The 22,098-nt window shown below is 66.9% G+C and carries 21 protein-coding genes; 10 read left to right on the top strand and 11 right to left on the bottom strand.

The window, feature by feature from the left end:
- Positions 1 to 7 precede the first annotated feature (7 nt).
- The 5 genes from D0901_RS04750 to glyA all read right to left on the bottom strand — a co-directional run bounded on the left by D0901_RS04750 (position 8) and on the right by glyA (position 7,718).
- Positions 8 to 1,384, bottom strand: coding sequence for an undecaprenyl-phosphate glucose phosphotransferase (locus D0901_RS04750; protein ID WP_233440355.1), 1,377 nt, complete (start codon positions 1,382 to 1,384; stop codon positions 8 to 10).
- 104 nt (positions 1,385 to 1,488) lie between these two features.
- Positions 1,489 to 3,024, bottom strand: a complete 1,536-nt coding sequence (locus D0901_RS04745) for a TolC family outer membrane protein (protein ID WP_233440354.1) — start codon at positions 3,022 to 3,024, stop codon at positions 1,489 to 1,491.
- 2 nt (positions 3,025 to 3,026) lie between these two features.
- Positions 3,027 to 4,406, bottom strand: coding sequence for an HlyD family type I secretion periplasmic adaptor subunit (locus D0901_RS04740; protein ID WP_129139145.1), 1,380 nt, complete (start codon positions 4,404 to 4,406; stop codon positions 3,027 to 3,029).
- Positions 4,407 to 4,408: 2 nt separating this feature from the next.
- Entirely contained in the window at positions 4,409 to 6,202 is a 1,794-nt protein-coding gene (locus D0901_RS04735) for a type I secretion system permease/ATPase (protein WP_129139144.1), read from the bottom strand.
- A gap of 247 nt (positions 6,203 to 6,449) precedes the next feature.
- A complete protein-coding gene (gene glyA, locus D0901_RS04730; protein WP_129139143.1) occupies positions 6,450 to 7,718 on the bottom strand; it encodes a serine hydroxymethyltransferase in 1,269 nt (422 codons plus the stop codon).
- Between the two features lie 206 nt (positions 7,719 to 7,924).
- On the opposite strand from glyA, the gene D0901_RS04725 reads away from it, so the two are divergent.
- Both D0901_RS04725 and D0901_RS04720 read left to right on the top strand, forming a co-directional pair.
- Positions 7,925 to 8,164, top strand: a complete 240-nt coding sequence (locus tag D0901_RS04725) for an antitoxin (RefSeq protein ID WP_129139142.1) — start codon at positions 7,925 to 7,927, stop codon at positions 8,162 to 8,164.
- Positions 8,161 to 8,565, top strand: coding sequence for a type II toxin-antitoxin system VapC family toxin (locus D0901_RS04720; RefSeq protein WP_129139141.1), 405 nt, complete (start codon positions 8,161 to 8,163; stop codon positions 8,563 to 8,565). The genes D0901_RS04725 and D0901_RS04720 overlap by 4 nt, the downstream gene beginning before the upstream one ends.
- A 23-nt stretch (positions 8,566 to 8,588) precedes the next feature.
- On the opposite strand, the gene D0901_RS04715 is transcribed toward D0901_RS04720, so the two are convergent.
- The 4 genes from D0901_RS04715 to D0901_RS04700 all read right to left on the bottom strand — a co-directional run bounded on the left by D0901_RS04715 (position 8,589) and on the right by D0901_RS04700 (position 12,497).
- The gene (locus tag D0901_RS04715; RefSeq protein WP_129139140.1) at positions 8,589 to 8,915 is read right to left on the bottom strand and encodes a type II toxin-antitoxin system PemK/MazF family toxin; all 327 of its coding nucleotides are present in this window, start codon (positions 8,913 to 8,915) and stop codon (positions 8,589 to 8,591) included.
- Entirely contained in the window at positions 8,909 to 9,145 is a 237-nt protein-coding gene (locus D0901_RS04710; protein ID WP_129139139.1) for an AbrB/MazE/SpoVT family DNA-binding domain-containing protein, read from the bottom strand. Before D0901_RS04710 ends, D0901_RS04715 begins: the two co-directional genes overlap by 7 nt.
- Positions 9,146 to 9,219: 74 nt before the next feature.
- On the bottom strand, positions 9,220 to 11,772 hold the full coding sequence (locus D0901_RS04705; RefSeq protein WP_233440353.1) for an ABC transporter permease: 2,553 nt from the start codon (positions 11,770 to 11,772) through the stop codon (positions 9,220 to 9,222).
- Positions 11,769 to 12,497, bottom strand: coding sequence for an ABC transporter ATP-binding protein (locus tag D0901_RS04700; RefSeq protein WP_129139138.1), 729 nt, complete (start codon positions 12,495 to 12,497; stop codon positions 11,769 to 11,771). Before D0901_RS04700 ends, D0901_RS04705 begins: the two co-directional genes overlap by 4 nt.
- On the opposite strand from D0901_RS04700, the gene D0901_RS04695 reads away from it, so the two are divergent.
- From D0901_RS04695 to D0901_RS04665, 7 genes are all read left to right on the top strand, one after another.
- A complete protein-coding gene (locus tag D0901_RS04695) occupies positions 12,496 to 13,152 on the top strand; it encodes an arylesterase (protein ID WP_129139137.1) in 657 nt (218 codons plus the stop codon). The genes D0901_RS04700 and D0901_RS04695 overlap by 2 nt on opposite strands.
- A gap of 86 nt (positions 13,153 to 13,238) precedes the next feature.
- Positions 13,239 to 13,502 carry a type II toxin-antitoxin system Phd/YefM family antitoxin gene (locus D0901_RS04690; protein WP_129139136.1) on the top strand — a complete coding sequence of 88 codons (264 nt, stop codon included), beginning with the start codon at positions 13,239 to 13,241 and terminating at the stop codon, positions 13,500 to 13,502.
- A complete protein-coding gene (locus D0901_RS04685; RefSeq protein WP_129139135.1) occupies positions 13,499 to 13,846 on the top strand; it encodes a type II toxin-antitoxin system RelE/ParE family toxin in 348 nt (115 codons plus the stop codon). Before D0901_RS04690 ends, D0901_RS04685 begins: the two co-directional genes overlap by 4 nt.
- 72 nt (positions 13,847 to 13,918) lie before the next feature.
- Positions 13,919 to 14,896 (top strand): helix-turn-helix domain-containing protein, encoded by a 978-nt coding sequence (locus tag D0901_RS04680; protein ID WP_129139134.1) that lies wholly within the window; start codon positions 13,919 to 13,921, stop codon positions 14,894 to 14,896.
- A gap of 139 nt (positions 14,897 to 15,035) precedes the next feature.
- On the top strand, positions 15,036 to 16,241 hold the full coding sequence (locus tag D0901_RS04675; RefSeq protein WP_129139133.1) for an MFS transporter: 1,206 nt from the start codon (positions 15,036 to 15,038) through the stop codon (positions 16,239 to 16,241).
- 201 nt (positions 16,242 to 16,442) lie between these two features.
- Positions 16,443 to 17,882, top strand: coding sequence for an amidase (locus D0901_RS04670; RefSeq protein WP_129139132.1), 1,440 nt, complete (start codon positions 16,443 to 16,445; stop codon positions 17,880 to 17,882).
- 256 nt (positions 17,883 to 18,138) lie between these two features.
- Positions 18,139 to 19,482 carry an alginate export family protein gene (locus tag D0901_RS04665; RefSeq protein WP_129139131.1) on the top strand — a complete coding sequence of 448 codons (1,344 nt, stop codon included), beginning with the start codon at positions 18,139 to 18,141 and terminating at the stop codon, positions 19,480 to 19,482.
- An 18-nt stretch (positions 19,483 to 19,500) separates the two neighbouring features.
- Here the strand turns inward: D0901_RS04665 and D0901_RS04660 are convergent, their stop codons facing one another.
- Complete coding sequence (locus D0901_RS04660; RefSeq protein WP_129139130.1) at positions 19,501 to 20,385, bottom strand: DMT family transporter; 885 nt, start codon at positions 20,383 to 20,385, stop codon at positions 19,501 to 19,503.
- 269 nt (positions 20,386 to 20,654) lie between these two features.
- On the opposite strand from D0901_RS04660, the gene D0901_RS04655 reads away from it, so the two are divergent.
- Positions 20,655 to 21,653: a zinc transporter ZntB gene (locus D0901_RS04655; protein ID WP_129139129.1), complete on the top strand. Its 999-nt coding sequence runs from the start codon at positions 20,655 to 20,657 to the stop codon at positions 21,651 to 21,653.
- A 143-nt stretch (positions 21,654 to 21,796) separates the two neighbouring features.
- Here D0901_RS04655 and D0901_RS04650 read toward each other — a convergent pair whose 3' ends face one another.
- Positions 21,797 to 22,075, bottom strand: coding sequence for an Rdx family protein (locus D0901_RS04650; protein WP_129139128.1), 279 nt, complete (start codon positions 22,073 to 22,075; stop codon positions 21,797 to 21,799).
- Between the last annotated feature and the right edge of the window lie 23 nt (positions 22,076 to 22,098).

Here is a 22,098-nt window from a genome sequence, read left to right as displayed (position 1 = left end):
CCGCGGTTCAGGGCTGGGGGTTGAAGAAGCCGCGCTTGACGGTGAGCGCGAGGATCTTGAGGTCCATGCCCAGCGTCCAGTTGTTGATGTAGTAGAGGTCGTGGTCGACCCGCCGTTCCATGTCGCCGACATCGCGGGTCTCGCCGCGCAGGCCGTAGATCTGCGCCCAGCCGGTGATCCCGGGCTTGACCCGGTGGCGCTGCATGTACTTGACGATCATGTCCTTGTAGAAGGCGTTGTGATCCAGGGCGTGGGGGCGCGGCCCGACCAGCGACATGCGCCCCTGGAGCACGTTGTAGAGCTGCGGCAGCTCGTCGAGGCTGGTGCGGCGCAGCCAGCGGCCCAGCGGAGTGACGCGCGGGTCGTTGCGTTGAGCCTGGCGGGTGCCGTCCGGCGCGGAATGGGCACGCATGGTGCGGAACTTGTAGATCTTGAAGCGCTTGCCGTCGAGGCCGTGGCGATACTGCTTGAACAGCACCGGCCGCCCCATCGACAGCCGGACGGCCAGCGCGACGAGCAGCATGACCGGCAGAAAGCCGACGAACAGCAAGGTGCCGAGCACGTAGTCCTCGAGGCTCTTGACGATGCGTGCCGGGCCGTGGAGCGGACTGTAGTTGAGGTCGATGGAGAACATGTCGGCGACCTGGGCGGCACGGTGGTTGAGCAGGCGCACGTCGGAAAGATCGGGGAAGTAGCGCACGTTGACCGGCACGCCGATCAGCCGGTCGGCCAGTGCCTTGACGGTGTTCCCGCAACTGAGCGGAAAGCTCAGCCAGATCTCGTCGAAGTCGCGCTGAAAGACCGATTCCCTGGCCAGTTGCACGACCGCCTCGAGGACCTGGTCGTCGCGGTCGTAATCGATGGTACGGTCGATGCGATAGCCGATGTAAGGCATGCCGGCGAGCCGCTGGCGGGTCTGCTCGGCGTTGGCGGCGGGGCCGATGAACAGGATCGACTTGATGTTGCGCCCGCGGGCACGCAGCCGCCGCAGGTAGCCGTAGAGCAGGCCCCGGGCGAGCAGACCGACCGCCAGCACGCTCAGCGCGGAGAGCCCCATCCACAGCCGGGAATAGATATAGCCGCTCTGGGTGACGACCAGGAAGGCGCTGATCAGCAGCACGGTGGTCAGCCAGCTGGCGAAGTAGGTGCCGAACATGCTGAACACGCTGCGCCCGCGCCAGGGCTCGTAGAGCCCGAAGATCTCGCCGGTGGCGGGCAGCAGCAGGGAGCCGGCGACGATCAGCAGCGGGTATTCGGTGCCGAAACCGAAGGCGAGATCGGGCAGGCACCAGAAGTAGAAGGCGCTGACCAGCATGGCGGTGGCGGCGTCGAAGCCGCGCATGACCATGCGCAGGAGGTCGTTACCGGGCCGTCTTGGCATCATCGGCGTGCTTGCCTCGTGGGTGGCGCGTCCGCGTCGTCGCGGCCGTCACGCCGCGGCGTGGCCGGGCCTACACGACCCGGCACGCTGCGACACGCGGCCGGCGCTCACCCGGTCACCTGACGCAGTACCTGCATGGTATCGACGAGATCCTGGGTGTCCAGGTCGCCCACCGCGGCCTTGAGGTTGAGGCGATCGAGCAGGTACTGACGAATGGTCTCGACGAGCTTGATGCGCTGGTCGTAGAGATCGGCGCGGGCGTCGAGCACGTCGACGAGATCGCGCAGCCCGAGTTTCTCGCCCTTCTCGGCCGCTTCCAGGAACAGGTTGCTGGAGTCGACGGAGCGCTGCAGGGCCTCGATCTGCCGGGCGTCGCCCTTGAGGCTGCGCAGCCGCGTTCGCACTTCCTGACGCGCCATCTTGAGGGCGTTGACGTAGGTGGAGCGGCTGGCCTTCAGCGAGAGTTCACCCTGCCGCACGCTGGCGGTGGTGTAGCCGCCTTCGTAGATGGGCACGTTGAGCCGCAGGCTGGCCGAAGCGTCCTTGCTCTCGCGGTAGGGGTCGTTGGAGTCGCGGTCGGAATAGGACATGCTCAGGTTCAGCTCGGGGTAGTGGCCGGCGCGGCGCACCCCGGTTTCGGCCTTGGCGACCGCTTCCTGCTGCTTGCCCAGCTTGACCTCGACGTTGTTGACGACGCGGTCGAGCCACTCTTGCTCATCGCCGAAATCGCCGGTGAGGTCGACCGTGCCCAGGTCGCCGAGCCGACTGCCGGTGAATTCGGGCAGTTGGCCGGTGAAACGCTCGAGCACGCTCAGCGCGTTGTCCAGCTCGTTCTCGGCCTGCAGCTTGTCGGAGACGGCCTGGTCGAGCCGCGAACGCGACTCGAGCAGATTGATACGGTCGCCGACACCGAGATCGTAGGCGCGCTGCGCCTGCTTGACCTGCAGCTCCAGCGATTTCTCCTTGGAGTCGAGCAGGCCGAGCTTGCGCGAGGCGAGAAAGGCGTCCAGGTAGGCCTTGGCGACATCGAGGGCGAGATCGCGCTCGCCCACCGCCACCTTGAGGGTGGCGGCGTCGCTCTGCGCTTCCGCCTTGCCCACCTTGCGCCAGCGCTCGAGGCTGAACAGCGGCTGGGTGACCTGGACCTGCCAGGTCTTGTCCCGGGTCACGCCCTGGTAGCGCGCCTCGTAGTCGTCACTGACGTTACTGAGCTCGTTGTCCGGGTTGTACTCGGGATTGTCGGTGTAGTAGTTGTCCGAATGCTGGTAGAGGTAGCTGGCACTGGCGCTGACCTGCGGCTTGAGCCCGGCCTGGGTCATCGGCACGTTCTGCTGGGTGGCTTCGGCGTTGTAGCGCTGGCTGGCCAGCTTGGCGTCGTTGCTCAGCGCGAGTTCGAACAGCCGTGGCAGCGAGGGCAGCGTGTCTTCGTTGCCCAACGCCGACGCGCCACCCTCGGCGACGCTCGCGTCGGCCTCGCCGACGGCAACGCTGGCCGCGTCACCCGGCGCCGGCTGGCCGTTCATGACCGGCAGCTCGTCGGTCCAGTGCATGCCGCCATCGCCCTGGGCCATGGCCAGCGGGGCGGCCAGTGGCGCCGAGACCAGCAGGCCGTACAGGGGGAGTCGCTTGAATCGCTTGACCATGGTCATTCCTCACGCATGGCGCGTGCCAGCATGTCGGTGATGGGTTTGGCCACGTAGCTGGCGAAGGTGCGCTCGCCGGTGCGAATCATCACTTCGGCGGGCATGCCGGCCAGCAACTGCATGTTCTCGGTCATCTCGCGCTTGCCTTTCGGCGTCACCTTGACCCGGGCCTTGTAGTACTGGGTACCGGTGGCCTCGTCCTTGAAGGTGTCGGCGCTGACGTTGGTCACCTCGCCTTCGATGACGTTGGTCAGGCGCTGGTTGAAGGCGCTGAAGCGGATCTCGGCGTACTGCCCCGGATAGATGTTGTCGATGTCCTTGCTGGGGATGCGGGCCTCGACCACGAAGTCGTCACCGGAGGGCACGATGTTCATGATCGGCTCGCCGGGTTTGACGACGGCGCCGATGGTGTGGATCGTCATGCCGACCACGGTACCGGCGACCGGCGCGGTGACGGTGGTGCGCTTGACCTGGTCGCTGAGCGCGGTCATGCGCTCCTCGGCGTCGGCGATGTTGGCCTGGGCCTCGCGCAGCTGCTCGCCGACCTCCTTCTGGAACTCCTGCTGCTTGACCTGCTGCTGGACCTTGTTCTCGCTGATCTGCGACTTGAGCTTGGCGATCTCGGAACGGTGCTGGGCGATCTCGCCCTTGAACTGCAGCACCTGGCGCTCGAGTTCGCGCAGGCGCTGGTTGTCACCCAGGCCTTCCTTGAACAGCGCCCGGTAATCGCGCGCCTCGCTCTGCAGGGAGGCCATGCGCGACTGGTTGACGTTGATCATCTTCTGCAGACCGTCGATCTGCTCGCGCATCTGGTTGGCCTGCTCGCCGAGGGCGTCGAGGGTGCCCTGGAGCGATTCGCGGCGCGCCTGGAACAGCGCGCGCTGCACGGCGAGCACTTCCTTGACGCGCGGCGCGTCGCTGGCGAGCAGCTCGTCCGGAAAGTCGAGCGAGTCGGCGCCCTTCTGCTCGGCCATCAGGCGCACTTCGGCGGCGCGATTGATCAGGTACTGCGAGCGGGCGATCTCGAGCTGCGAGCGCGCCTGGGTCTTGTCGAGGATCATCAGGGTCTGGCCGGCGTCGACGTGGTCGCCGTCCTCGACGAGGATGTCCTTGACGATGCCGCCTTCCAGGTGCTGCACGGTCTTCTTGAACGATTCGACCGAGACCGAGCCCGGCGCGACCACGGAGACGGCCAGGTCGGCGGTCGCCGCCCAGCCGCCGAAGCCGCCGAAGGCGATCAGCAGGATCAGCAGGCCCAGACGCCGATAGCCGCGGTCGTTGATCGGCAGCGTCTTCTTGCCCGGTTCGCGGGAGACCGATTCCCCTTCGATGGATTCCTCGTAGGGGGTGATGTCGTGACTGGTGGAGTTGTCGCCTGCCATGCTCAGTTCTGCTCCGAGGATTGCGAATCGCTGCCCGGTTGGTTGCCACCGCCCTGCACGGCGGTGAGACGGCTGCCCGACTTGCTGCCGCCGGCCAGGCTCGACCGGCCGCTGCCGGCGGGCTTGGCGAACTGCGCCAGCACCTGATCGCGCGGGCCGAACATGCTGACCTGACCTTCCTTGAGGACCAGCAACTGATCGACGTGCTTGAGCACGCTCTGGCGATGGCTGATCACGAACAGCGTGGTGCCTTCGGCCTTGAGCTGGCGGATCGCTTCGCCCAGCGCGCGCTCGCCGCTGTCGTCGAGGTTGGAGTTGGGCTCGTCGAGCACCACCAGCACCGGGTTGCCGTAGAGCGCCCGGGCCAGGCCGATGCGCTGGCGCTGGCCGCCGGAGAGCGCCCCGCCGGAGCCGCTGATGACGGTGTCGTAGCCGTTGGGCAATTGCAGGATCATCTCGTGCACGCCGGCCTTCTGGGCGGCGGCGACGACTTTCTGGGCATCGACCTGACCGAAGCGGGCGATGTTCTCGCTGATGGTACCGTCGAAGAGTTCGATGTCCTGGGGCAGATAGCCGATGTGCGGGCCGAGTTCGTCACGATTCCAGTGAATGATCTCGGCGCCGTCGAGGCGCACGCTGCCGACCTGGGTGGGCCAGATGCCCAGCAGCACGCGCGCCAGGGTCGACTTGCCGGCCGCACTGGGGCCGATGATGCCGATGTGCTCGCCGCTGCCCACCGAGAAGTTGATGCCGCGAATGGTCGCCATGCGTACCCCCGGGGGCGCGGCGGCGACCGTCTCGACGTCGATGTCGCCCTTGGGCGCCGGCAGCGACATGCGCCGCTGCTCCTCGGGAATCTGTTCGAGCAGTTCGTTGAGACGCTTGTAGGCGCTGCGCGAGGCGACGAAGCCCTTCCAGCTGCCGATCATCTGGTCGATCGGCGACAGCGCCCGGCCCATGAGGATCGAGCCGGCGATCATCATGCCGGGTGTCATCTCGCCCTCGAGCACCAGGAAGGCACCCAGACCGAGGATCATCGACTGGAACAGCATGCGCAGCACCTTGGAGGCGTTGGCGAGCGCACCGGCGCGATCGCTGGCCTGGGACTGCTTGGCGAGGAATTCGTGATGCTTGCTCGCCCAGCGGCCCATGATGCCGGGCAGCATGCCCATGGCGTGCAGGACTTCGGAGTTGCGCAGGTTGGAGTTGGCCAGTTCCTGGGCCTTGATGTTTTCCGAATTGGCTTCGGAGAGCAGCCCCTTGGTGGCCTTTTCGTTGGCGATCGCCAGGGTCAGCAGGACGATGCCCGCGCAGGTGGCGAAGACGCCCAGCCAGGGGTGAAAGAGAAACAGCACGGCCAGGTAGATGGGCACCCAGGGCGCGTCGAAGAAGGCGAACAGGCCGTTGCCGGTGAGAAACTGGCGCAGGCTGGTCAGGTCGTTGAGCGGCTGGGCGGACTGCTGGCCCTGGGACATGACGCTGCGCCGGAACATGGCGCTGTAGAGGCGCTGGTTGACCATGGTGTCCAGGCGGTTGCCCACACGGATCAGGATCCGCGAACGCACCAGTTCGAGCAGCCCCATGACGGCGAACAGGAAGATCACCACCAGGGTCAGCATGAGCAGGGTGTCAGCGCTGCGCGAGGAAATGACGCGGTCGTAGACCTGCAGCATGTAGAGGGGGGGCACCAGCATCAAAAGATTGATGAACATGCTGAAGAACCCCACCGAAACGAACGATCCCCGACATGCCTTCAAGGCACGTTGCAAGTCGGTGGCTTCTTGACGGGTGGCCATGCGCTCACTCACTAAATGGTTGGGTAACAAGGGGTTGCAGGCACCGATGGGCGACACCTGGATGTCCGTGCTCACGGCTCTCGAACGGTCGGCGCTTCGCTCGGCGGTCCTGCTCCTTAAGCGAGGCCGCCAAGGATATCAGAATCGCGACGCCAGCATGAGGGGCGTCTTCACAAAATAGAACGAGGCGCCGTTGGACGGCGCCTCGATCAGCCTCTACGGGCGGCAGCTATTCCGCCGTTTGGGGTCAACCCTGGCGATACACCGGCAAGCGCGCGCAGACGGCCTCGACCTTGGCCTTGACGTCGGCCTCGGCTTTCGAGGAGTCGCCCTGCTGCATGGCGTCGAGGATGTCGCAGATCCAGCCGGCCAGGTCGCGGCACTCGGCCTCACCGAAGCCGCGAGTGGTGACCGCCGGGGTGCCGATGCGCAGGCCGGAGGTGACGAACGGGCTCTGCGGGTCGCCCGGGACGGCGTTCTTGTTGACGGTGATGTGGGCGCGGCCCAGGGCAGCGTCCGCGTCCTTGCCGGTCAGGCCCTGCTTGATCAGCGAGAGCAGGAAGAGGTGATCCTCGGTGCCGCCGGAGACCACATCATAACCGCGCTCGAGGAACACGCCGGCCATTGCCTGGGCATTCTTGACCACCTGCTGCTGGTAGTTCTTGAACGCGGGGTCCATGGCTTCCTTGAAGCAGATCGCCTTGGCGGCGATGACGTGCATCAACGGGCCGCCCTGGCCACCGGGGAAGACCGCGGACTGCAGCTTCTTCTCGATGTCGGCGTCGTCCTCGGCGGAGAGGATCAGGCCGCCACGCGGGCCGCGCAGGGTCTTGTGGGTGGTGGTGGTGACCACGTGGGCGTGCGGCAGCGGGCTCGGATAGACGCCGGCGGCGACCAGCCCGGCGATGTGCGCCATGTCGACCAGCAGGTAGGCGCCCACCTCGTCGGCGATCTCGCGGAACCGGGCCCAGTCGATGATCTGCGAGTAGGCGGAGAAGCCGGCGATGATCATCTTCGGCTTATGCTCGCGAGCCAGCTTGGCGACTTCGTCGTAATCGATGTGGCCGCGGTCGTCGATGCCGTACTGCACGGCGTTGTAGTGCTTGCCGGAGAAGTTGGGCTTGGCGCCGTGGGTCAGGTGACCGCCGGCGTCGAGACTCATGCCCAGCACGGTGTCGCCCGGCTTGACCAGCGCCTGGAAGACCGCGCCGTTGGCCTGGGAGCCGGAGTGCGGCTGGACGTTGGCGTAGGTGGCGTTGAACAGCTGCTTGGCGTAGTCGATCGCCAGTTGCTCGACGACATCGACGTGCTCGCAGCCGCCGTAATAGCGCTTGCCGGGGTAGCCTTCCGCGTACTTGTTGGTCAGCTGCGTGCCCTGGGCCTGCATCACGCGCGGGCTGGCGTAATTCTCGGAGGCGATCAGCTCGATGTGCGCTTCCTGGCGAGCGTCTTCCTGCTGCATCGCTTTCCAGAGCGCGTCATCGAAACCGGCAATCTGCATATCACGGGTGAACATCGGCGAGAATCCTCGGATCAAGGGGTGAATCCAGGCCGGCATGATACCCCAGCCCCTCCCCCCTTTCACATGAAAGGCGGTCAAGGCTGGCCGAGAATTTCTCACGCGGGGTTTAGTGAGGCTGAAGTCAGGATCAGACAACTCAGCGAGTGGACATGACACAATGCGAGACCTATGCTTTGGCATAGGCCAAAAGCGAGGTAGCCATGTCGAGCGAACGTCACGTCCGTCTCTTCCGCAACGGCCGTAATCAGGCCCTGCGCATTCCCCGCGAATTCGAGCTGGCCGGAAACGAGGCCATCATTCGCCGCGAGGGCGACACCCTGATCATCGAGCCGATCAAAAAGGCCGGGCTGCTGGAGACCCTGCAGCGACTCGATCCGATCGATGAGCCCCTGGGCGATGTCGATGAGGGGATGATGCCACTCGATGATGTCGAGTTATGAAACACTCCGGCTATCTTCTGGATACCAATATCGTCTCCGCACTCGTCCGCGACCCGCACGGTGCCGTGGCACAGCGGATCGCCGAGGCCGGCGAGGATGCCATCGCGACCAGCGTCATCGTCGCGGCGGAGCTTCGCTTTGGTGCCGGCAAGCGGGGCTCCGAGCGTCTGACGCGCCAGGTGGAAACACTGCTCGATGTGTTGGACGTGCGCCCGTTCGAGCCGCCCGCCGATCGCCATTACGCCCGAATCCGCCGGCAACTGGAACGCGCCGGGACGCCGATCGGCCCCAACGGCCTGCTGATCGCCGCTCAGGCACTGGCGGAACAGCGCATCGTGGTCACCGCCAACACTGGCGAGTTCGGTCGTGTCGAGGGATTACGGGTGGAGAACTGGCTTTGAGAGGCCTGGAGGCCCGCCTCCCGCTATTCGAACATTTCCAGTAGCAGCGGATGCCATATCGCCTTGTCGATCTCGCCCAGCCGGCCCAGCAAGCGGGCCTTATCGATACAACGCACTTGATCCAGCAGGATGCGGGCTTGCTTGCCCTGGAAGGTCAGCTCGGGCCGACAACCCAACGGCTGGCCCTTGCTGGTAATGGGCGCCACGATGACACGTGGCAAGGCGGCGTTCATGTCATCCGGAGAGACGACCAGCGCGGGCCGAGTCTTGCGTATCTCGCTGCCCAGGGTCGGGTCCAGGTTCACCCAGTAGACATCGCCGCGCCGGACGGATTTTGGTCGCTTCACCATTCCCAATCGTCACTATCGGTTTCGGGGGGCAAGCCTTGCCAGGCATCGGTATCGTGCTCTGCCTGGTAGCCCTCGAACCAACCCTGTCGCGCCGGTTTTACCGGCTCGATGACGATACGTCCGTTTTCCTGGTGCAGCTCGATCTCGCCGTCGATACCGCACTCATCGAGCAATAGCGCGGGAATCAGTACCCCACGTGAATTGCCGATCTTGCGTAGTGTCGTTCTCATGGCTCCTCCAGACATGCCAAGTAATAACTATGTTATTACTTGGTCGACTATTTTGCCAGCGCCTGGTCACAGGCTTAGCCCTCCCCCAGCAGACCGAGGCTCTCAACCGGGGCCTGGCGCCGCACGCCGCGGGACAGTCCATGGCCGATCACGCCGATGAGCAGCGCGCCGCCGAGCGGCAACACCAGCCACAACCAGAGGTGCAGGCGCGGCGCGAGATCCAGGAAGCCGGCATAGATACCCAGCGCGGCGAGTTCGGCGAGCAGCGCCCCCATCAGCCCGCTGGTGAAGCCAAGCAGCGCGAACTCCACGCCCTGGACCCGGGAGATCAGCCGGTTGCCGGCGCCGAACACCCGCAGCAGGCCGCTTTCGTGGGTGCGCAGCGTATGGCTGGCGGTGAGCGCGGCGTAGAGCACGCTGATACCGGCGAGCAGGACGAAGCCCAGCACCAGCTCCACCGCGCGGGTGACCTGGGCGAGCAGATCGCGCACCCGGCCGAGGATGGCGTCGACGTTGAGCAGCGACACCCCGGGATAGGCCGAGACCAGCCGCCCCAGTACGTCGCCGTGGGCGGCGGCGTCGAGATGAAAGGCGGTGATGTAGCTGTGGCCGTAGCCTTCGAGTACCCCGGGCGGGAAGATCACGAAGAAGTTGGGCCGGAAGCTGTCCCAGTCGAGATCGCGCAGACTGGTGATCTCGCCGGTGACGGTATCGCTGCCGATGGTGAAGGTCAGGGTGTCGCCGAGGCCCACGCCGAGGCGTTCGGCCAGGCCGCTCTCGAAGGAGATGGGCACGCTGCCCGGCGCCACCTGGGTATCGGCGTCGAACCACTGCCCGGCCACCACGCGGTTGCCGTCGGGCACGTCCTCGCGCCAGGTCAGGTTGAGCTCGCGTTGCAGGGCGTTGTCGCCGCGGTGCTCCTCGGGAACCGCCTGACGCGGCGGCCGGCCGTCGATGGCGGTGATCCGCCCGCGCACCATGGGGTAGAGCGCGGTGCGGGTCTCGGCGACCTCGTCGAGGATGTCGACGAAGCCCTGGCGCTCGCCGGGCTGGATGTTGATGGCGAAGTAGTTGGGCGTATCGGCGGGCAGCTGTGTCTGCCAAGTGGTGAGCAGATCGCCGCGCACCAGGGTGATGATCGCCATGGCCGCGAAGGTCACCGAGAAGGCCAGCAACTGGCCGAGACTGGCGTGACGGCGACGCGCCAGCTGGCTGGCGCCCAGGCGCAGGGCTTGTGCCAGCCCGCCGGGGCGCGAGGTGGCGTCATCGCGTCCGACCCGCGCGGCCAGCCGCAGCACCAGCGCGAGCAGCGCCCAGCCCAGGGCCCAGAGCGCCGCGAGGGCGACCAGCCCGCCGCCGAGCAAGGCCGCCGAGAGGCCGAAATCCCCCGAGTAGAGCCACAGCAAGGCGCCGAACACCAGGCTGGCCACGGCCACCACCAGCCACGCCGAGGCGGGCAGCGGATCGAGCTCGCGGCGCAGCACCTTCAAGGCGCTGACGCGCTTGAGCCGCAACAGCGTCGGCCCGGCGAAGCCCACCAGTACCGCCAGCGCGGTGAGCACGCCGAGCAGCAGCGGCAGCACGCCGGGCGGCGGCAGTTCCAGCGGCAGAAAGCGGGTCAACAGCGCCAGCAGCCCGGCCTGGCCCACCAGTCCCAGCAGCGCGCCGGTCACCGAGGCCGCCAGTGCCAGCCACAGCAACTGCCAGGCGAACAGCCGGGCGAGCTGGCGCTGACTGGCCCCGAAGCAGCGCAGCAGCGCGGCGGTATCCAGGTGACGATCGACGTAACGCCGGGTGGCCATCGCCACCGCGACCCCGGCGAGCAGCACCGCCGCCAGCCCCGCCAGGCTCAGGTATTTCTCGGCGCGCTCCAGGGCGCTTCCCAGTTGCGGGCGGTCGTCGCGGACGTTCTCGATCTCGACGCCCTCGCCGCGCAACCGTTCGAGCGTGGCGTCCATCGCGCTCACCGCCTCGGGCGGGCCCTTGGCCAGCAGTTCGTACTCGATGCGCGAGCCGGGGCGCACCAGGCCGGTGGCGTCGAGATCGGCCAGACGCATCATCAACCGCGGGCTGAAGCTCGAAAAGCCCGCCGACTGGTCCGGCTCGCGGTCGATGATGCCGGAAACCGTCAGTTCGCTCTGGCCGACCCGCACGCGGTCACCGATCGCCACGTCGAGCAGTTGCGCGAGCCGCGGCGCGATCCACACGCTGCCCGGCTCGGGGCCGCGCGAGACCAGCGTGATGCCGTCGCCGAGATCGACATGCACCTGGCCATAGAGCGGGTAGGCGCCGTCGACCACCTTGAGGCTGGCGAGCTGGAAGGCCTCGCCACGGCTGACCATGGACACGGTGTCGACCTGATCGGAGAGCGTCAGCCCCGCCCCGCGCAGGGTGTCGCGCAGTTCGTCGCCGAACGGGCTGCCCTGTTCGAGCTTGATGTCGCCGCCCATCAGTTGCCCGGCCTGACGCGTCAGGCCGCGATCCAGGCGGTCGAGGAAGAAGCCGATCATGGTCGTCGCGGCCACGGCCAGGGCCAGGGCGACGAACAGCGCGCGCACGTCGCCGGCGCGCAGGTCGCGCCTGAGCCCCTTGAGCGACAGCGCCAGCATGGCCCCCGGCGAGGTCATGCCTGCACCTCGTCGCGGTCGAGCACCTCGAGACGGCCGCCCTCGAGACGCAGGCAGCGCTCGCAGCGCCGCGCCAGATGGGGGTCGTGGGTGACCAGCACCAGCGTGGTGCCGGCCTCGCGGTTGATCTCGAACAGCAGTTCGATGATCGCGGCTCCGGTGTCGCGGTCGAGGTTGCCGGTGGGCTCGTCGGCGAACACCAGCTCGGGCCGGGTGACGAAGGCGCGCGCCACGGCCACCCGCTGCTGTTCGCCGCCGGAGAGCTGCTTGGGCAGGTGATCGAGACGCTCGCCCAGCCCCACCCGGGTCAGCCACTCGCGGGCGCGTTCCTGGTGATCGCGGCCCGGCAGCAGCTCCAGCGGCAGCAGCACGTTTTCCTGCGCGGTCAGCGTGGGCAACAGCTGGAAATTCTGGAACACGAAACCGACCCGGCCGGCACGCAGCGCGGCCCGGCCGTCCTCGTCGAGCGACGGCAGCGAGGATCCGAACAGGTCGAGCTCGCCGTGGCTGGGGGCATCGAGCCCCGCCAGCAACGCCAGCAGGGTCGACTTGCCGGCCCCGGAACTGCCCAGGATCGCCACGCTCTCGCCCGGCATGACGGACAGGTCGAGCCCGTCGAGAATGGTCAGCCGGCGATCGCCGCTGGCGACGTGCTTGGACAGCCCGCGTGCCTGTAGAATCGGGGACTGTTGCGAGGCGGATTCACGCGCATGGGAGTCGGACATGAGACATGCTTTCCCTGTGGTTTCACGGTTGGTGCTGCTGGCGTGGCTCGGGTTGTGGCTGGGGGCCGCCCAGGCGGTTGCGGCGAACGCCCCGACCACGGTGCTGGTAATGGGCGACAGCATCAGCGCCGGTTACGGCATCGATCGCGACCAGGGCTGGGTGGCGCTGCTCGATGCGCGCCTCGACGATTCGGTCAAGGTCGTCAACGCCAGCATCAGCGGCGAGACCACCGCCGGCGGCGCGACGCGCCTGCCCGATCTGCTCCGACAGCACCACCCGGACATCGTTCTGCTCGAACTCGGCGGCAACGACGGCCTGCGCGGGCTGCCACCGCAGCAGATGCAGGCCAATCTGGCGCGCATGATCGAGGCCAGCCAGCAGGCCGGCGCCAAGGTGGCGCTGCTGGGCATCGAGATTCCACCCAATTACGGTCAAGCCTACGCCGACGCCTTTCGTCGGGTCTACCACCGCCTGGCCGATCGCTACGACGTGCCGCTGGTGCCCTTCCTGCTCGAGGGCGTCGCGCTGAACGACTCGCTGATGCAGGACGACGGCATCCACCCCACCGCCGAGGCTCAGCCGCGACTGCTCGACAATGTCTGGCCGGTGCTGGAGCCGCTGTTGCCAAAGCCGGCCGTCGCCGCCCAGGAGTGATCGCGGCCTCGGGAATTGCCGGCAGTCCAAAAAAGGACCAAACTTGGACCACTGCACCGAGCCATAGCCCGATCCGGAGGCAAGCCATGCGCACCGAAACCATCAGCTACCTGAAGCAGAACGCCGCCAGCCTCGACGTCGAGGAGCCGCTGGTCATCACCCAGAAGGGCAAGCCGACCTATGTCGTCGAATCCTACGCCGCCCACGAGCGCCGGGAACAGGCCATCGCCCTGCTCAAGCTGCTGAGCCTCGGCGAGAAGAGCCGCGAGGAAGGCAAGACCCTGAGCGCCGAGGAGTTCACGGCCCGAGTCAAGGCTCGCCACGCGGCCGAACGAGGCGAGTCGATGTGAGTACTGCTGTCGTCGTCAGCTTCGAGACCACGGCCGAAGCCTCTCTCGAAGCCTGCGAACACTTCTTGATCGACCAATTGGACATGCCCCTCGAGCAGGCGCAGGCGTTTTCCCTGAGATTGCTCACGACTACCATGGAGCGGTTATCTCAGCGGCCCGGCACCTATCCCGTCTGTCGCCTGGCGCTGGAAATGGGCATCAGCCATTACCGTGAGCTGCTGATCGACGGCTATCGCGTCATCTACCGTTATCGGCCCGACGAGAACCAGGTCGCCGTTCATCTCTTCGCCCATCAGCGCCAGGACTTCAAGCAACTACTGTTCGAGTACCAGCTGTTGTATTGACGAGCCTGTCGGCTTGCGTCACGCCACGCTATCGTCGCACTATCGAACTCGGTTGCGCTGCGATGAAGGCCCATGTCTCACTCCCTGCCCGCGATTCCCGAGCTGACCGGCACCAGCGGCAACGACTGGTGGACGTTGCAGCATCGCTACGAGGCGTTCCGGTTGCGCTGGGACACGGCCGGCAATCGCGGCTGGGAGGCCCTGCACCGCCTCGATCAGGGCATCTGGCTGCGACTGATCAACCTCGATGAGTCGGCCGGCAGCGAAACCTTCTCGCTGCCAGGGGGGTATTTCTACGTCAGTTGCAAGCTGCTGGGCGCCAACCGGATCACCCTCGGCGAACGCACCCAGTCCCTGCCGCCCAACCAGCTGGTGTTGAGTTATCACACCGCCCCCCTGACCTGCGTCGATACCTGCCCGAGTCACGAGCGCTACGTGATGGCAATACTGGTGATGACCGAAGCGGCCCTGACCCGCCTGCTGAACGACAGCGCCTCGACCGCCCTTCCGGGCTTCATGGCACGCATGACGCATCAGGCCGACCCCATCGCGCTGTGCTCGGCGCCGCTCGACGCGCGCACCCGGCGCTGCGTCAACGACATGCTGCAGCCGCCCACGCCCCCGCACCTGCTGCGCCCCTATCTGTTCGCCAAGGCGGTCGAGTACCTGTGCCTGGCGATCGGCGCGTTCGACACCGCCCTGCCGCTGACGCCGGGCCTCCGCCAGCGCGACGAGGAGGCGCTGGCACGGCTGTGCGAACATCTCGAACAGCGTGTCGCCGACCCGCCGCGACTGGCCGAACTGGCCCGCCTGGCGGGGATGAGCGAAAGCAAGCTCAAGGCACTGTTCAAGCGCCGTTACGGGATGCCCATCTCGCAGCACGTCCAGCACCTCAAGTGCCGCCGCGCGGAGGCACTGCTGACCCTCACCGATCTGAGCACCGACCGGATCGCGGCCGAGCTCGGCTACGAGCACACCGGCAACTTCATCACCTTCTTCAAGCGTTCGATGGGCACGACACCCGCCAGCTATCGCCGCCGCCACCGCTGATACTCCGCAGCCGCCCCGGGCCGTCGGGCGTAGCCGACGTATGTCCGATCGCAAAACTCTTCTGGCCGCGCGCAGAACTTTCCCCATGACGCCCTTGCTAACCTCGAGCGAACGCCAATAACAACAGTGAGGTTTCACCATGCGTGATCTGTCCTTCACGGATCGCTGGCCCGGCCGCAAGCTCGAGGTGGACGGCTACGTCGCCACCTTCATGGTCGCGCTCTCCGGCTTCGCCGGACTCACCCTGCTGGCGGTCCTGCCGCTGTGGGTCTCGTCGCTGATCGACAACGGCCACTATTCGCCTTCCAGCGCCGGTCAGGTGGCATCCTTCAACCTGCTGGGCACGGCGGTGGGCATGATCTTCCTGGCCTGGCTGATACGACGCCGGTCCCGGGTGCGGATCGCCCTGGCCGGCATCGCCATCCTGCTGATCGCCAATCTGGTCTCGTTGTTCGTCGACAGCCTCCACGGGTTGATGATCGTGCAGGGGGTCGGCGGCGCCGGTGCCGGGTTGCTGGCGGGCACGGCCTATGCGTGGTCGGCCAAGCAGCGCTTTCCCGAGCGCGGCTACGCCATGCTGCTGATGATGCAGTTCCTGGGCACCGGCGGGCTGATCTCGCTGCTCGCCGACCCGGTGGCCGCCCACGGCACCGAAGTCATCTACCTGTGCCTGGTGGGCTGTTCGCTGGTCTCCCTGCTCGGGGTGCCGTTCATGGCGCACCAGACGCTGCCGGATGGCGATGCGGGTGACGGCAAGGCTGCCTCGATGCTGGCCCTGTTCGCGGACTGGCGGGTATGGAGCGCGCTGCTGGCGATCGGCCTGTTCGAACTCGCCAACGGTGGCGTCTGGGCGTTCATGCAGCCCTTCGGCGAGCATCTCATCAGCGCGGACACCATCCAGTACGTCATTGCCCTGACCGGCGCCGTCGGCGCGCCCGGCGCCCTGGCGGTGATGCTGCTGGGGCCGCGCTTCGGCCACACCAAGCCACTGTGCATCGGCCTGTTCGGCTCGCTGGCCGCCGTAGCGCTGCTGCTGCCGCTGAACTCGGCGACGACCTACATCCTGTCGACCCTGCTCCTGAACTTCCTGTGGGCGTTCACGCTGCCCTACCTGCAGGGGGTACTGGCGCGCATGGATCCGCACGGCGAGCTGACCACCATCGGCGGCGTGGTGATCATGAGCAGCCTCTCCTTCGGCCCTTCACTGATCGGGTTCGGCATCGCCACGGGCGGGCTGCACCTGGGGCTGGTGGTGGTCATGGTCGCCTTCGCCGGCTGTCTCGCCATCGCCCTTCCGACCACCTGGGCGACGCGCGAGCTGGATCCCAGCCGCCGGAACGTCTAATCCGCCCGCTTAGGAAACGCTGAATAAATCGCCGAACGAGATGAAGGACAAGGCGCCCGGAACGCAGAAAGCGAGACATAACATGAGGTTAGGCGAGCTTTCGACCGGGCTGGCGTACCAGTACCGCGTAACGCAGTCATTCGCTCGTGCAGGCATTTATGCAGTGATTCCCTTATCCACCTTCCGATCGCAGGTATCCCAATGCACGACGAACTCCACTACCTTTCGGCCCGTGACTGTCTGACCCGCTTCGCCGACGGCAGCCTCTCCCCGGTGACCCTGCTGGACGCGCTGATCGAGCGCGCCCGGGAGGTCGAGCCGCTGATCAACGCCTTCACCTTCACCTACTTCGACGAGGCCCGCGAGCAGGCCCGGCAGGCCGAACGCGCCTGGCGCGACGGCACCGCGCGGCCGCTCGAGGGCCTGCCGGTGGCGGTCAAGGACGAACAGATGGTCGCGGGTCAGCGCACCTCCAACGCCTCCCCCGCGCTCGACGGCTTCGTCGCCGACTACACCGACCCGCTGGTGCAGCGGCTGCTCGATGCCGGCGCCATCATCCACGCCCGTACGGCGACGCCGGAGATGTCGATGGCCTTCGTCACCTGGTCGAAGCAATGGGGCGTGACCCGCAATCCGTGGAACCCGGCGATCACCCCCGGCGGCTCCTCGGGGGGCAGTGGCGCCGCGCTGGCCGCCGGCACCACGGTGGTGGCCACCGGCAGCGACATCGGCGGTTCGATCCGCATTCCCTCGGCGATGACCGGCAACGTGGGCTTCAAGCCACCCTGGGGCCGGGTGCCGGAAGTCTCGCCCTGGAACCAGGAGCAGTATGCCCAGGGCGGTGCCCTGGCCCGCAGCGTGGACGATCTGATCCTGATCCAGAACCTGCTCGCCGGCCCCCACCCGCAGGACATGAACGCCCTGCCCGCCTACACCATCCCGCAACGCCAGGCGGGGCTCGCCGGCATGCGCATCGCGCTGTCGCCGGACCTGGGCTATCTCGAGGTGGACGCCGAGATGCGCCGCGCGCTGGCGGCCGCGGCCGACGATCTGCGCGCCCTGGGCGCCGAGGTGGAAAGCGTCGATATCGGTTTCACGGCGGCCATCGGCGACATCGCCATGCAGCACTACCGCTACCAGTCGGGCCACCTGCTGCGGCGGCTGTACGCCGACATCCCGCGCGAGGCGATTTCGCCCTACCTGCTGGAACTGCTTGACGAGGGCCAAGAACTGGACATGGGCCACGAACTCGACAACTGGCATCAGGCCGACCGCCTGCACGCGACGTTGCACGACCGGGTCTACGGCGCCGGCTTCGAGGCGCTGATCTGCCCCACCCTGGTCACCGCCGACATTCCCGCCGACCACGACCACAGCCGGGACACCCTGACGGTCGATGGGCGAGCCCGGCAGGGCCTGACCCAGTGCACGCTCACCTACCCGTTCAATGTGCTCAATCGTCACCCGGTGCTCAACATGCCGATCGGCATGGCCGCCAACGGCGTGCCCATCGGCATGCAGATCGTGGCGCCGCGTTACGCGGACGCGGTGGCGTTTCGCATCGCCGCCGCGCTGGAAACCCGCTCTCCCACGCCGATCATGGCGGGCCAGCGCCCCGACTTCGCGCACCGACGCTCCTAAGAGCTCATTTCCAAACCCTCTGATGGTGAGCGCCGGGGGCAGGGCAAAGCGAGGGTCCTTTGCCATGGATGGCAAAGGTAGCGCCCAGGGAGGGGTTTACAGCGCCCTCGCGACGTCCTGCCGCCGGAGAATCTCACTCCATCTACCGGTTATGGAAGGGGTCTTAACCCTGCCGATTCGATGTTCCCCGCTCGCCTGAGCGGGGCCGAACCCCCGTGTCTTCGACAACAATGCCAACCACCGAGAGACCACCGACATGACGACCATCGATACCCGACTGGCCACCAGGCTGGCCTTCACCGCTGTGCTGACGACGCTGCCCGTGAGCAGTGCCCTGGCCGGCGCAACGTTCGAACGCGGTGCATTGAGCGGCGACGTCACCTTCGACGCGGCCGGCGCCGCCCTGTGGAGCCGCAACGTCAACTTCGGCGACGGCCGGGTCGACCTTCGCCGGCAGGAAAACACCGGCGACGCCGCCGACTGGCAGGAAGCCTACCTCAAGCCCGGGGCGAGCCTGCGCTACGCCCTCGATGGCGACTGGGCGCTGCTGGCCGGCGGATCGCTGATGAGCAGCCGAACCTTCGGTGACGGCGATGCCGGTGGTTTCACCCATGGCGGCGACGGCCGAACCGCCGTGGAAGAAGCCTACGCCGGCGTCGAATGGCGCGACTGGCGCCTGACGCTGGGCCGCCAGAACTACCGGGTGGGCAACGGCTTCATCGTCATGGACGGCAATCTGGACCTGTTCGACGACGGCGGTTACTGGATGGGCGCGCGCACCGCCTTTCGCGACAGCGCCGTGCTGCACTGGAACGCCGAGCCGTTGTCGGCGGCGCTGTTCAGCCTCGAGAGCGACGACGATCAGGGCGACTACCGGCTGCGCGGGATCAATGCCGACTATCGGCTGGGCGCCAGCGGCGCCACCCTGGGCGCCATGGTCATGGCGGTGGAAACCCTGGATCGCCCCGCCGCCAGCCTCGATCGCGACGGCATGCGCGTCTACAACCTGCGCGCGATGGACATCCCCTTCCCCGGTCTGCCATCACTGCGCGTCTCCGGCGAATACGCCCGCCAGCTCGGCGACGGCCATGGCGTCGACTACGATGCCACGGCCTGGTACGCGCAGGCGGATTACCGCTTTGCCGCGGCGCCACTGACCCCGACCCTGGGCTACCGCTACACCCACTTCTCCGGCGACGCCACCCCCGGCGACGGCACCCGCAGCGCCTGGGACGCGCTGAGCAAGGGCTATACCGACTGGGGCACCTGGCTGGTAGGCGATGTGGTCGGCAACTACCTGCTGTTCAACACCAACGAGAACGTCCAGCAATTCTCGGCCACGCTGGCGCTCGACCCGCACTGGACCCTGGGTGCCATCCACTATCAGTTCTGGCTCGACGAGGCCAACTACCAGGGGCGGCCCGTGGCGGACCGGCGCTTCGCCGACGAGACCACGCTCTATCTCGACTGGCTGCCCGATCCGCACTGGTACGCCTCCCTGGCTTACAGTCGGGTCTCGCCGCGCGCCGGGGCGCGGGACGTCTTCGCCGACGACGATCCGTTCAGTGCGCTCGAGTTGTTCGTGGCCTACCACTACTGACGCTCGCCCGGCGACGGCTCACGTCGGCTCGGCGGGGGCACGCTGCATCTGCTGCAGCCCCAGCCCGACGAGGATCAGCACCAGCCCGACCAGGGTCGAGATCAGGATCGGTTCGCCGACCACCAGGTGCAGCAGCAGCAGCGACACCGGCGGCGAGAGAAAGATCAGGTTGGAGACCTTGGCGGTACGCGAGACCTGGTGCACCGCCATCTGCCAGAGCACGAAGGCGAAGCCCATCTCGAACAGCCCCACGTAGACGCCGGCGCCGAGACTGGCCCAGCCGTGCCAGGCAAAGCCCGGCCCCAGCGCGACCACGGCGGTGAGTACCGGCAGCCCGACGCTGAAGTTCTGCCACTGGGCGACCAGCGGCTCGCGGTGGTCGCGGGCGTTGAGCAGCCAGTAGAGCGCCCAGAGCAGCGTCGAGGCCAGTGCCAGCAGTACGCCCAGCGGGTCGGCGAAGGCCACGTCGAGTACCCGCCCCCGGGTGGCGATGGTCCACACCCCGGCGTAGGCGACGAGCCCGGCGAGCACGTCGCGACGGGTCAGGCGCTGGCCGAGGATCGGCACCGCGAGGAACGCCATGGCCAGCGCCCAGGTGTAGTTGAGCGCCATCGCCTCCTGACCGGGCAGCCGGTCGTAGGCGGCGAACAGCACCAGGTAGTAGGCCACCGGGTTCATCAATCCGGCCCACAGCGCGGTGCGCCAGCCGCCACGCAACGCCGTCATCAACTGACCGCGATGGATCACCAGTGCGCCGATCAAGGCCCAGGAGACCAGCGCGGCGATCCACATCAGCTCGGCCGGCGTCATCCGCGCCAGCGCCAGCTTGAAGGCGGTGGCCACCGTCGACCACAGGCCCACCGCCCCCACGCCGTAGAGCATCGCTCGTTGATCCCGGGTCATGGCCACTCCCCTTTTCCGCCTAGGACTGAATGTCCATTACGCTCTGTCTGCAAAATGTCTGCGCTCGCCCATGCAGCGTTAAAAATTGACTGGTGCGCCAGCCCGGTAAAAATGCTCATTTACAACGCGTAAACTCCGCTTTCTCGTCAATTTTTGCCTTGCCTGGCCATCGCTCGCCGATTTTTCAAACAGAGCTTAGGATGAGCCGGACAGACTAACTGGGCCGTTCGCCGCTGACGACCCCTTCGCCCCCGGCCAGAGGAGTGCCCATGGCGACATCGACGCCCCCCGTCCCCGCCAGTGCCAGCGCGCTCGTCACCGCCTACCGGCTCGACGGCCGTGGTGGCGGCGAGCAACTCGACGATGACGCCCTGCGGCGTGCCTGGGACAGCGACAACGCGCCGCTATGGATGCACCTGGACTTTCGCCAGGGCGATGTCACCGATTATCTGGAGGCGGTGGCCGGGCTCGAGGAGGCGGTAGTCGAGGCGCTGCTCGAAGCCGACACCCGGCCGCGCGTGGCCCGCTTCGGGCGCGGCGTGGTGACCACCCTGCGCGGCATCAACTTCAATCCCGGCGCCGCCCCGGACGATCTGATCTCGCTGCGCGTCTGGGTGACCCCCAAGCGGCTGATCACCCTGCGACGCCGCTCGCTGCACGCGGTCAACGTGGTGCGCGAGCAGATCAACGCCGGCGAAGGCGCCATATCGATCCCCGACCTGCTCGCCTGGCTGGTCGAGACGCTGGTGGACCAGGTGGGCGACGTCACCCATCAGCTCGAGGAGCGCATGGCCGAGCTGGAGGACACCCAGTTGTCCGACGATGACAGTCTCAACGCCGACGATCTGACGCGCATCCGCCGGCCGCTGATCACCCTGCGACGCTTCATGGGTCCGCAGCGCGACTGCCTGGCGCAGCTCGCCCAGGGGCCACTGTGGCTCGACGAGGAAAGCAAGGTCTCGATCCGCGAGAGCGCCAACCAGTTGTCGCGCTACGTCGAGGACTTCAACGCCATGCAGGAGCGGGCGCTGATCATCCAGGAGCAGTTGTGGAGCCAGCACAACGAACAGCTCAACCAGCGCATGTACATGCTCGCCATCATCACCACGGTGTTCCTGCCGTTGAGCTTTCTGACCGGCCTGCTCGGCGTCAACGTCGGCGGCATCCCCGGCGCCAACAGCCCCTACGGCTTCGCGGTATTCATCCTGCTCACCCTGGTCCTGGGCGTCGGCGTGATGGCGCTGCTCAAGCGCAAGCGGTGGTGGTAAGAGCAGCCGTAAGCCGTAAGCCGTAAGCCGTAAGCCGTAAGCCGTAAGCCGTAAGCCGTAAGCCGTAAGCCAGATTGCAAACAGCTTGGAGAGAATCGAACCTAGGGTTTTGGCGTTTTCTTACCGCTCAACGCTTACAGCTGTCAGCTTTTGATTCGATCCGTATGCCCCAGATCCCGCTCGGGATCGAGCCGGTCGCGAACCCGGCGCTTGAGTTCCTTGATGTCGGGGAAGCCGCCGTCGCGCTTGCGCTCCCAGAGCGTCGCGTCGTCGTAGAGGACCTCGAAATGCCCGCCATGGCTGGGCGCCAGCGCGACTTCCTCGAGATCCTCGCCGAAGGTGGACAGCAGTTCCTGGGCATACCAGGCCGCGCGCAGAAGCCAGTGGCATTGCGTGCAATAATGGATGCGGATTCTGGCCATGGTGGCACTCCCGTGTGATCGAT

Origin of the sequence: Modicisalibacter coralii (genome assembly GCF_004117855.1) — a bacterium.
GTDB classification, from domain to species: Bacteria; Pseudomonadota; Gammaproteobacteria; order Pseudomonadales; family Halomonadaceae; genus Modicisalibacter; species Modicisalibacter coralii.
Note: the sequence above shows the minus strand (reverse complement) of the source record. Positions and strands in the feature narration are given on the sequence as shown.

What these genes read in the sequence shown, in the direction of transcription:
- D0901_RS04750 (WP_233440355.1), bottom strand. Translation starts at nt 1,384, where the DNA reads ATGATGCCAAGACGGCCCGGTAACGACCTCCTGCGCATGGTCATGCGC.
- D0901_RS04705 (WP_233440353.1), bottom strand. Translation starts at nt 11,772, where the DNA reads ATGACCTCGCCGGGGGCCATGCTGGCGCTGTCGCTCAAGGGGCTCAGG.
- D0901_RS04650 (WP_129139128.1), bottom strand. Translation starts at nt 22,075, where the DNA reads ATGGCCAGAATCCGCATCCATTATTGCACGCAATGCCACTGGCTTCTG.
- D0901_RS04695 (WP_129139137.1), top strand. Translation starts at nt 12,496, where the DNA reads ATGAGACATGCTTTCCCTGTGGTTTCACGGTTGGTGCTGCTGGCGTGG.
- D0901_RS04690 (WP_129139136.1), top strand. Translation starts at nt 13,239, where the DNA reads ATGCGCACCGAAACCATCAGCTACCTGAAGCAGAACGCCGCCAGCCTC.
- D0901_RS04710 (WP_129139139.1), bottom strand. Translation starts at nt 9,145, where the DNA reads ATGAGAACGACACTACGCAAGATCGGCAATTCACGTGGGGTACTGATT.
- D0901_RS04680 (WP_129139134.1), top strand. Translation starts at nt 13,919, where the DNA reads ATGTCTCACTCCCTGCCCGCGATTCCCGAGCTGACCGGCACCAGCGGC.
- D0901_RS04700 (WP_129139138.1), bottom strand. Translation starts at nt 12,497, where the DNA reads ATGTCCGACTCCCATGCGCGTGAATCCGCCTCGCAACAGTCCCCGATT.
- D0901_RS04675 (WP_129139133.1), top strand. Translation starts at nt 15,036, where the DNA reads ATGCGTGATCTGTCCTTCACGGATCGCTGGCCCGGCCGCAAGCTCGAG.
- D0901_RS04715 (WP_129139140.1), bottom strand. Translation starts at nt 8,915, where the DNA reads ATGGTGAAGCGACCAAAATCCGTCCGGCGCGGCGATGTCTACTGGGTG.
- D0901_RS04670 (WP_129139132.1), top strand. Translation starts at nt 16,443, where the DNA reads ATGCACGACGAACTCCACTACCTTTCGGCCCGTGACTGTCTGACCCGC.
- D0901_RS04745 (WP_233440354.1), bottom strand. Translation starts at nt 3,024, where the DNA reads ATGGTCAAGCGATTCAAGCGACTCCCCCTGTACGGCCTGCTGGTCTCG.
- D0901_RS04735 (WP_129139144.1), bottom strand. Translation starts at nt 6,202, where the DNA reads ATGGCCACCCGTCAAGAAGCCACCGACTTGCAACGTGCCTTGAAGGCA.
- D0901_RS04665 (WP_129139131.1), top strand. Translation starts at nt 18,139, where the DNA reads ATGACGACCATCGATACCCGACTGGCCACCAGGCTGGCCTTCACCGCT.
- glyA (WP_129139143.1), bottom strand. Translation starts at nt 7,718, where the DNA reads ATGTTCACCCGTGATATGCAGATTGCCGGTTTCGATGACGCGCTCTGG.
- D0901_RS04720 (WP_129139141.1), top strand. Translation starts at nt 8,161, where the DNA reads ATGAAACACTCCGGCTATCTTCTGGATACCAATATCGTCTCCGCACTC.
- D0901_RS04725 (WP_129139142.1), top strand. Translation starts at nt 7,925, where the DNA reads ATGTCGAGCGAACGTCACGTCCGTCTCTTCCGCAACGGCCGTAATCAG.
- D0901_RS04740 (WP_129139145.1), bottom strand. Translation starts at nt 4,406, where the DNA reads ATGGCAGGCGACAACTCCACCAGTCACGACATCACCCCCTACGAGGAA.
- D0901_RS04655 (WP_129139129.1), top strand. Translation starts at nt 20,655, where the DNA reads ATGGCGACATCGACGCCCCCCGTCCCCGCCAGTGCCAGCGCGCTCGTC.
- D0901_RS04660 (WP_129139130.1), bottom strand. Translation starts at nt 20,385, where the DNA reads ATGACCCGGGATCAACGAGCGATGCTCTACGGCGTGGGGGCGGTGGGC.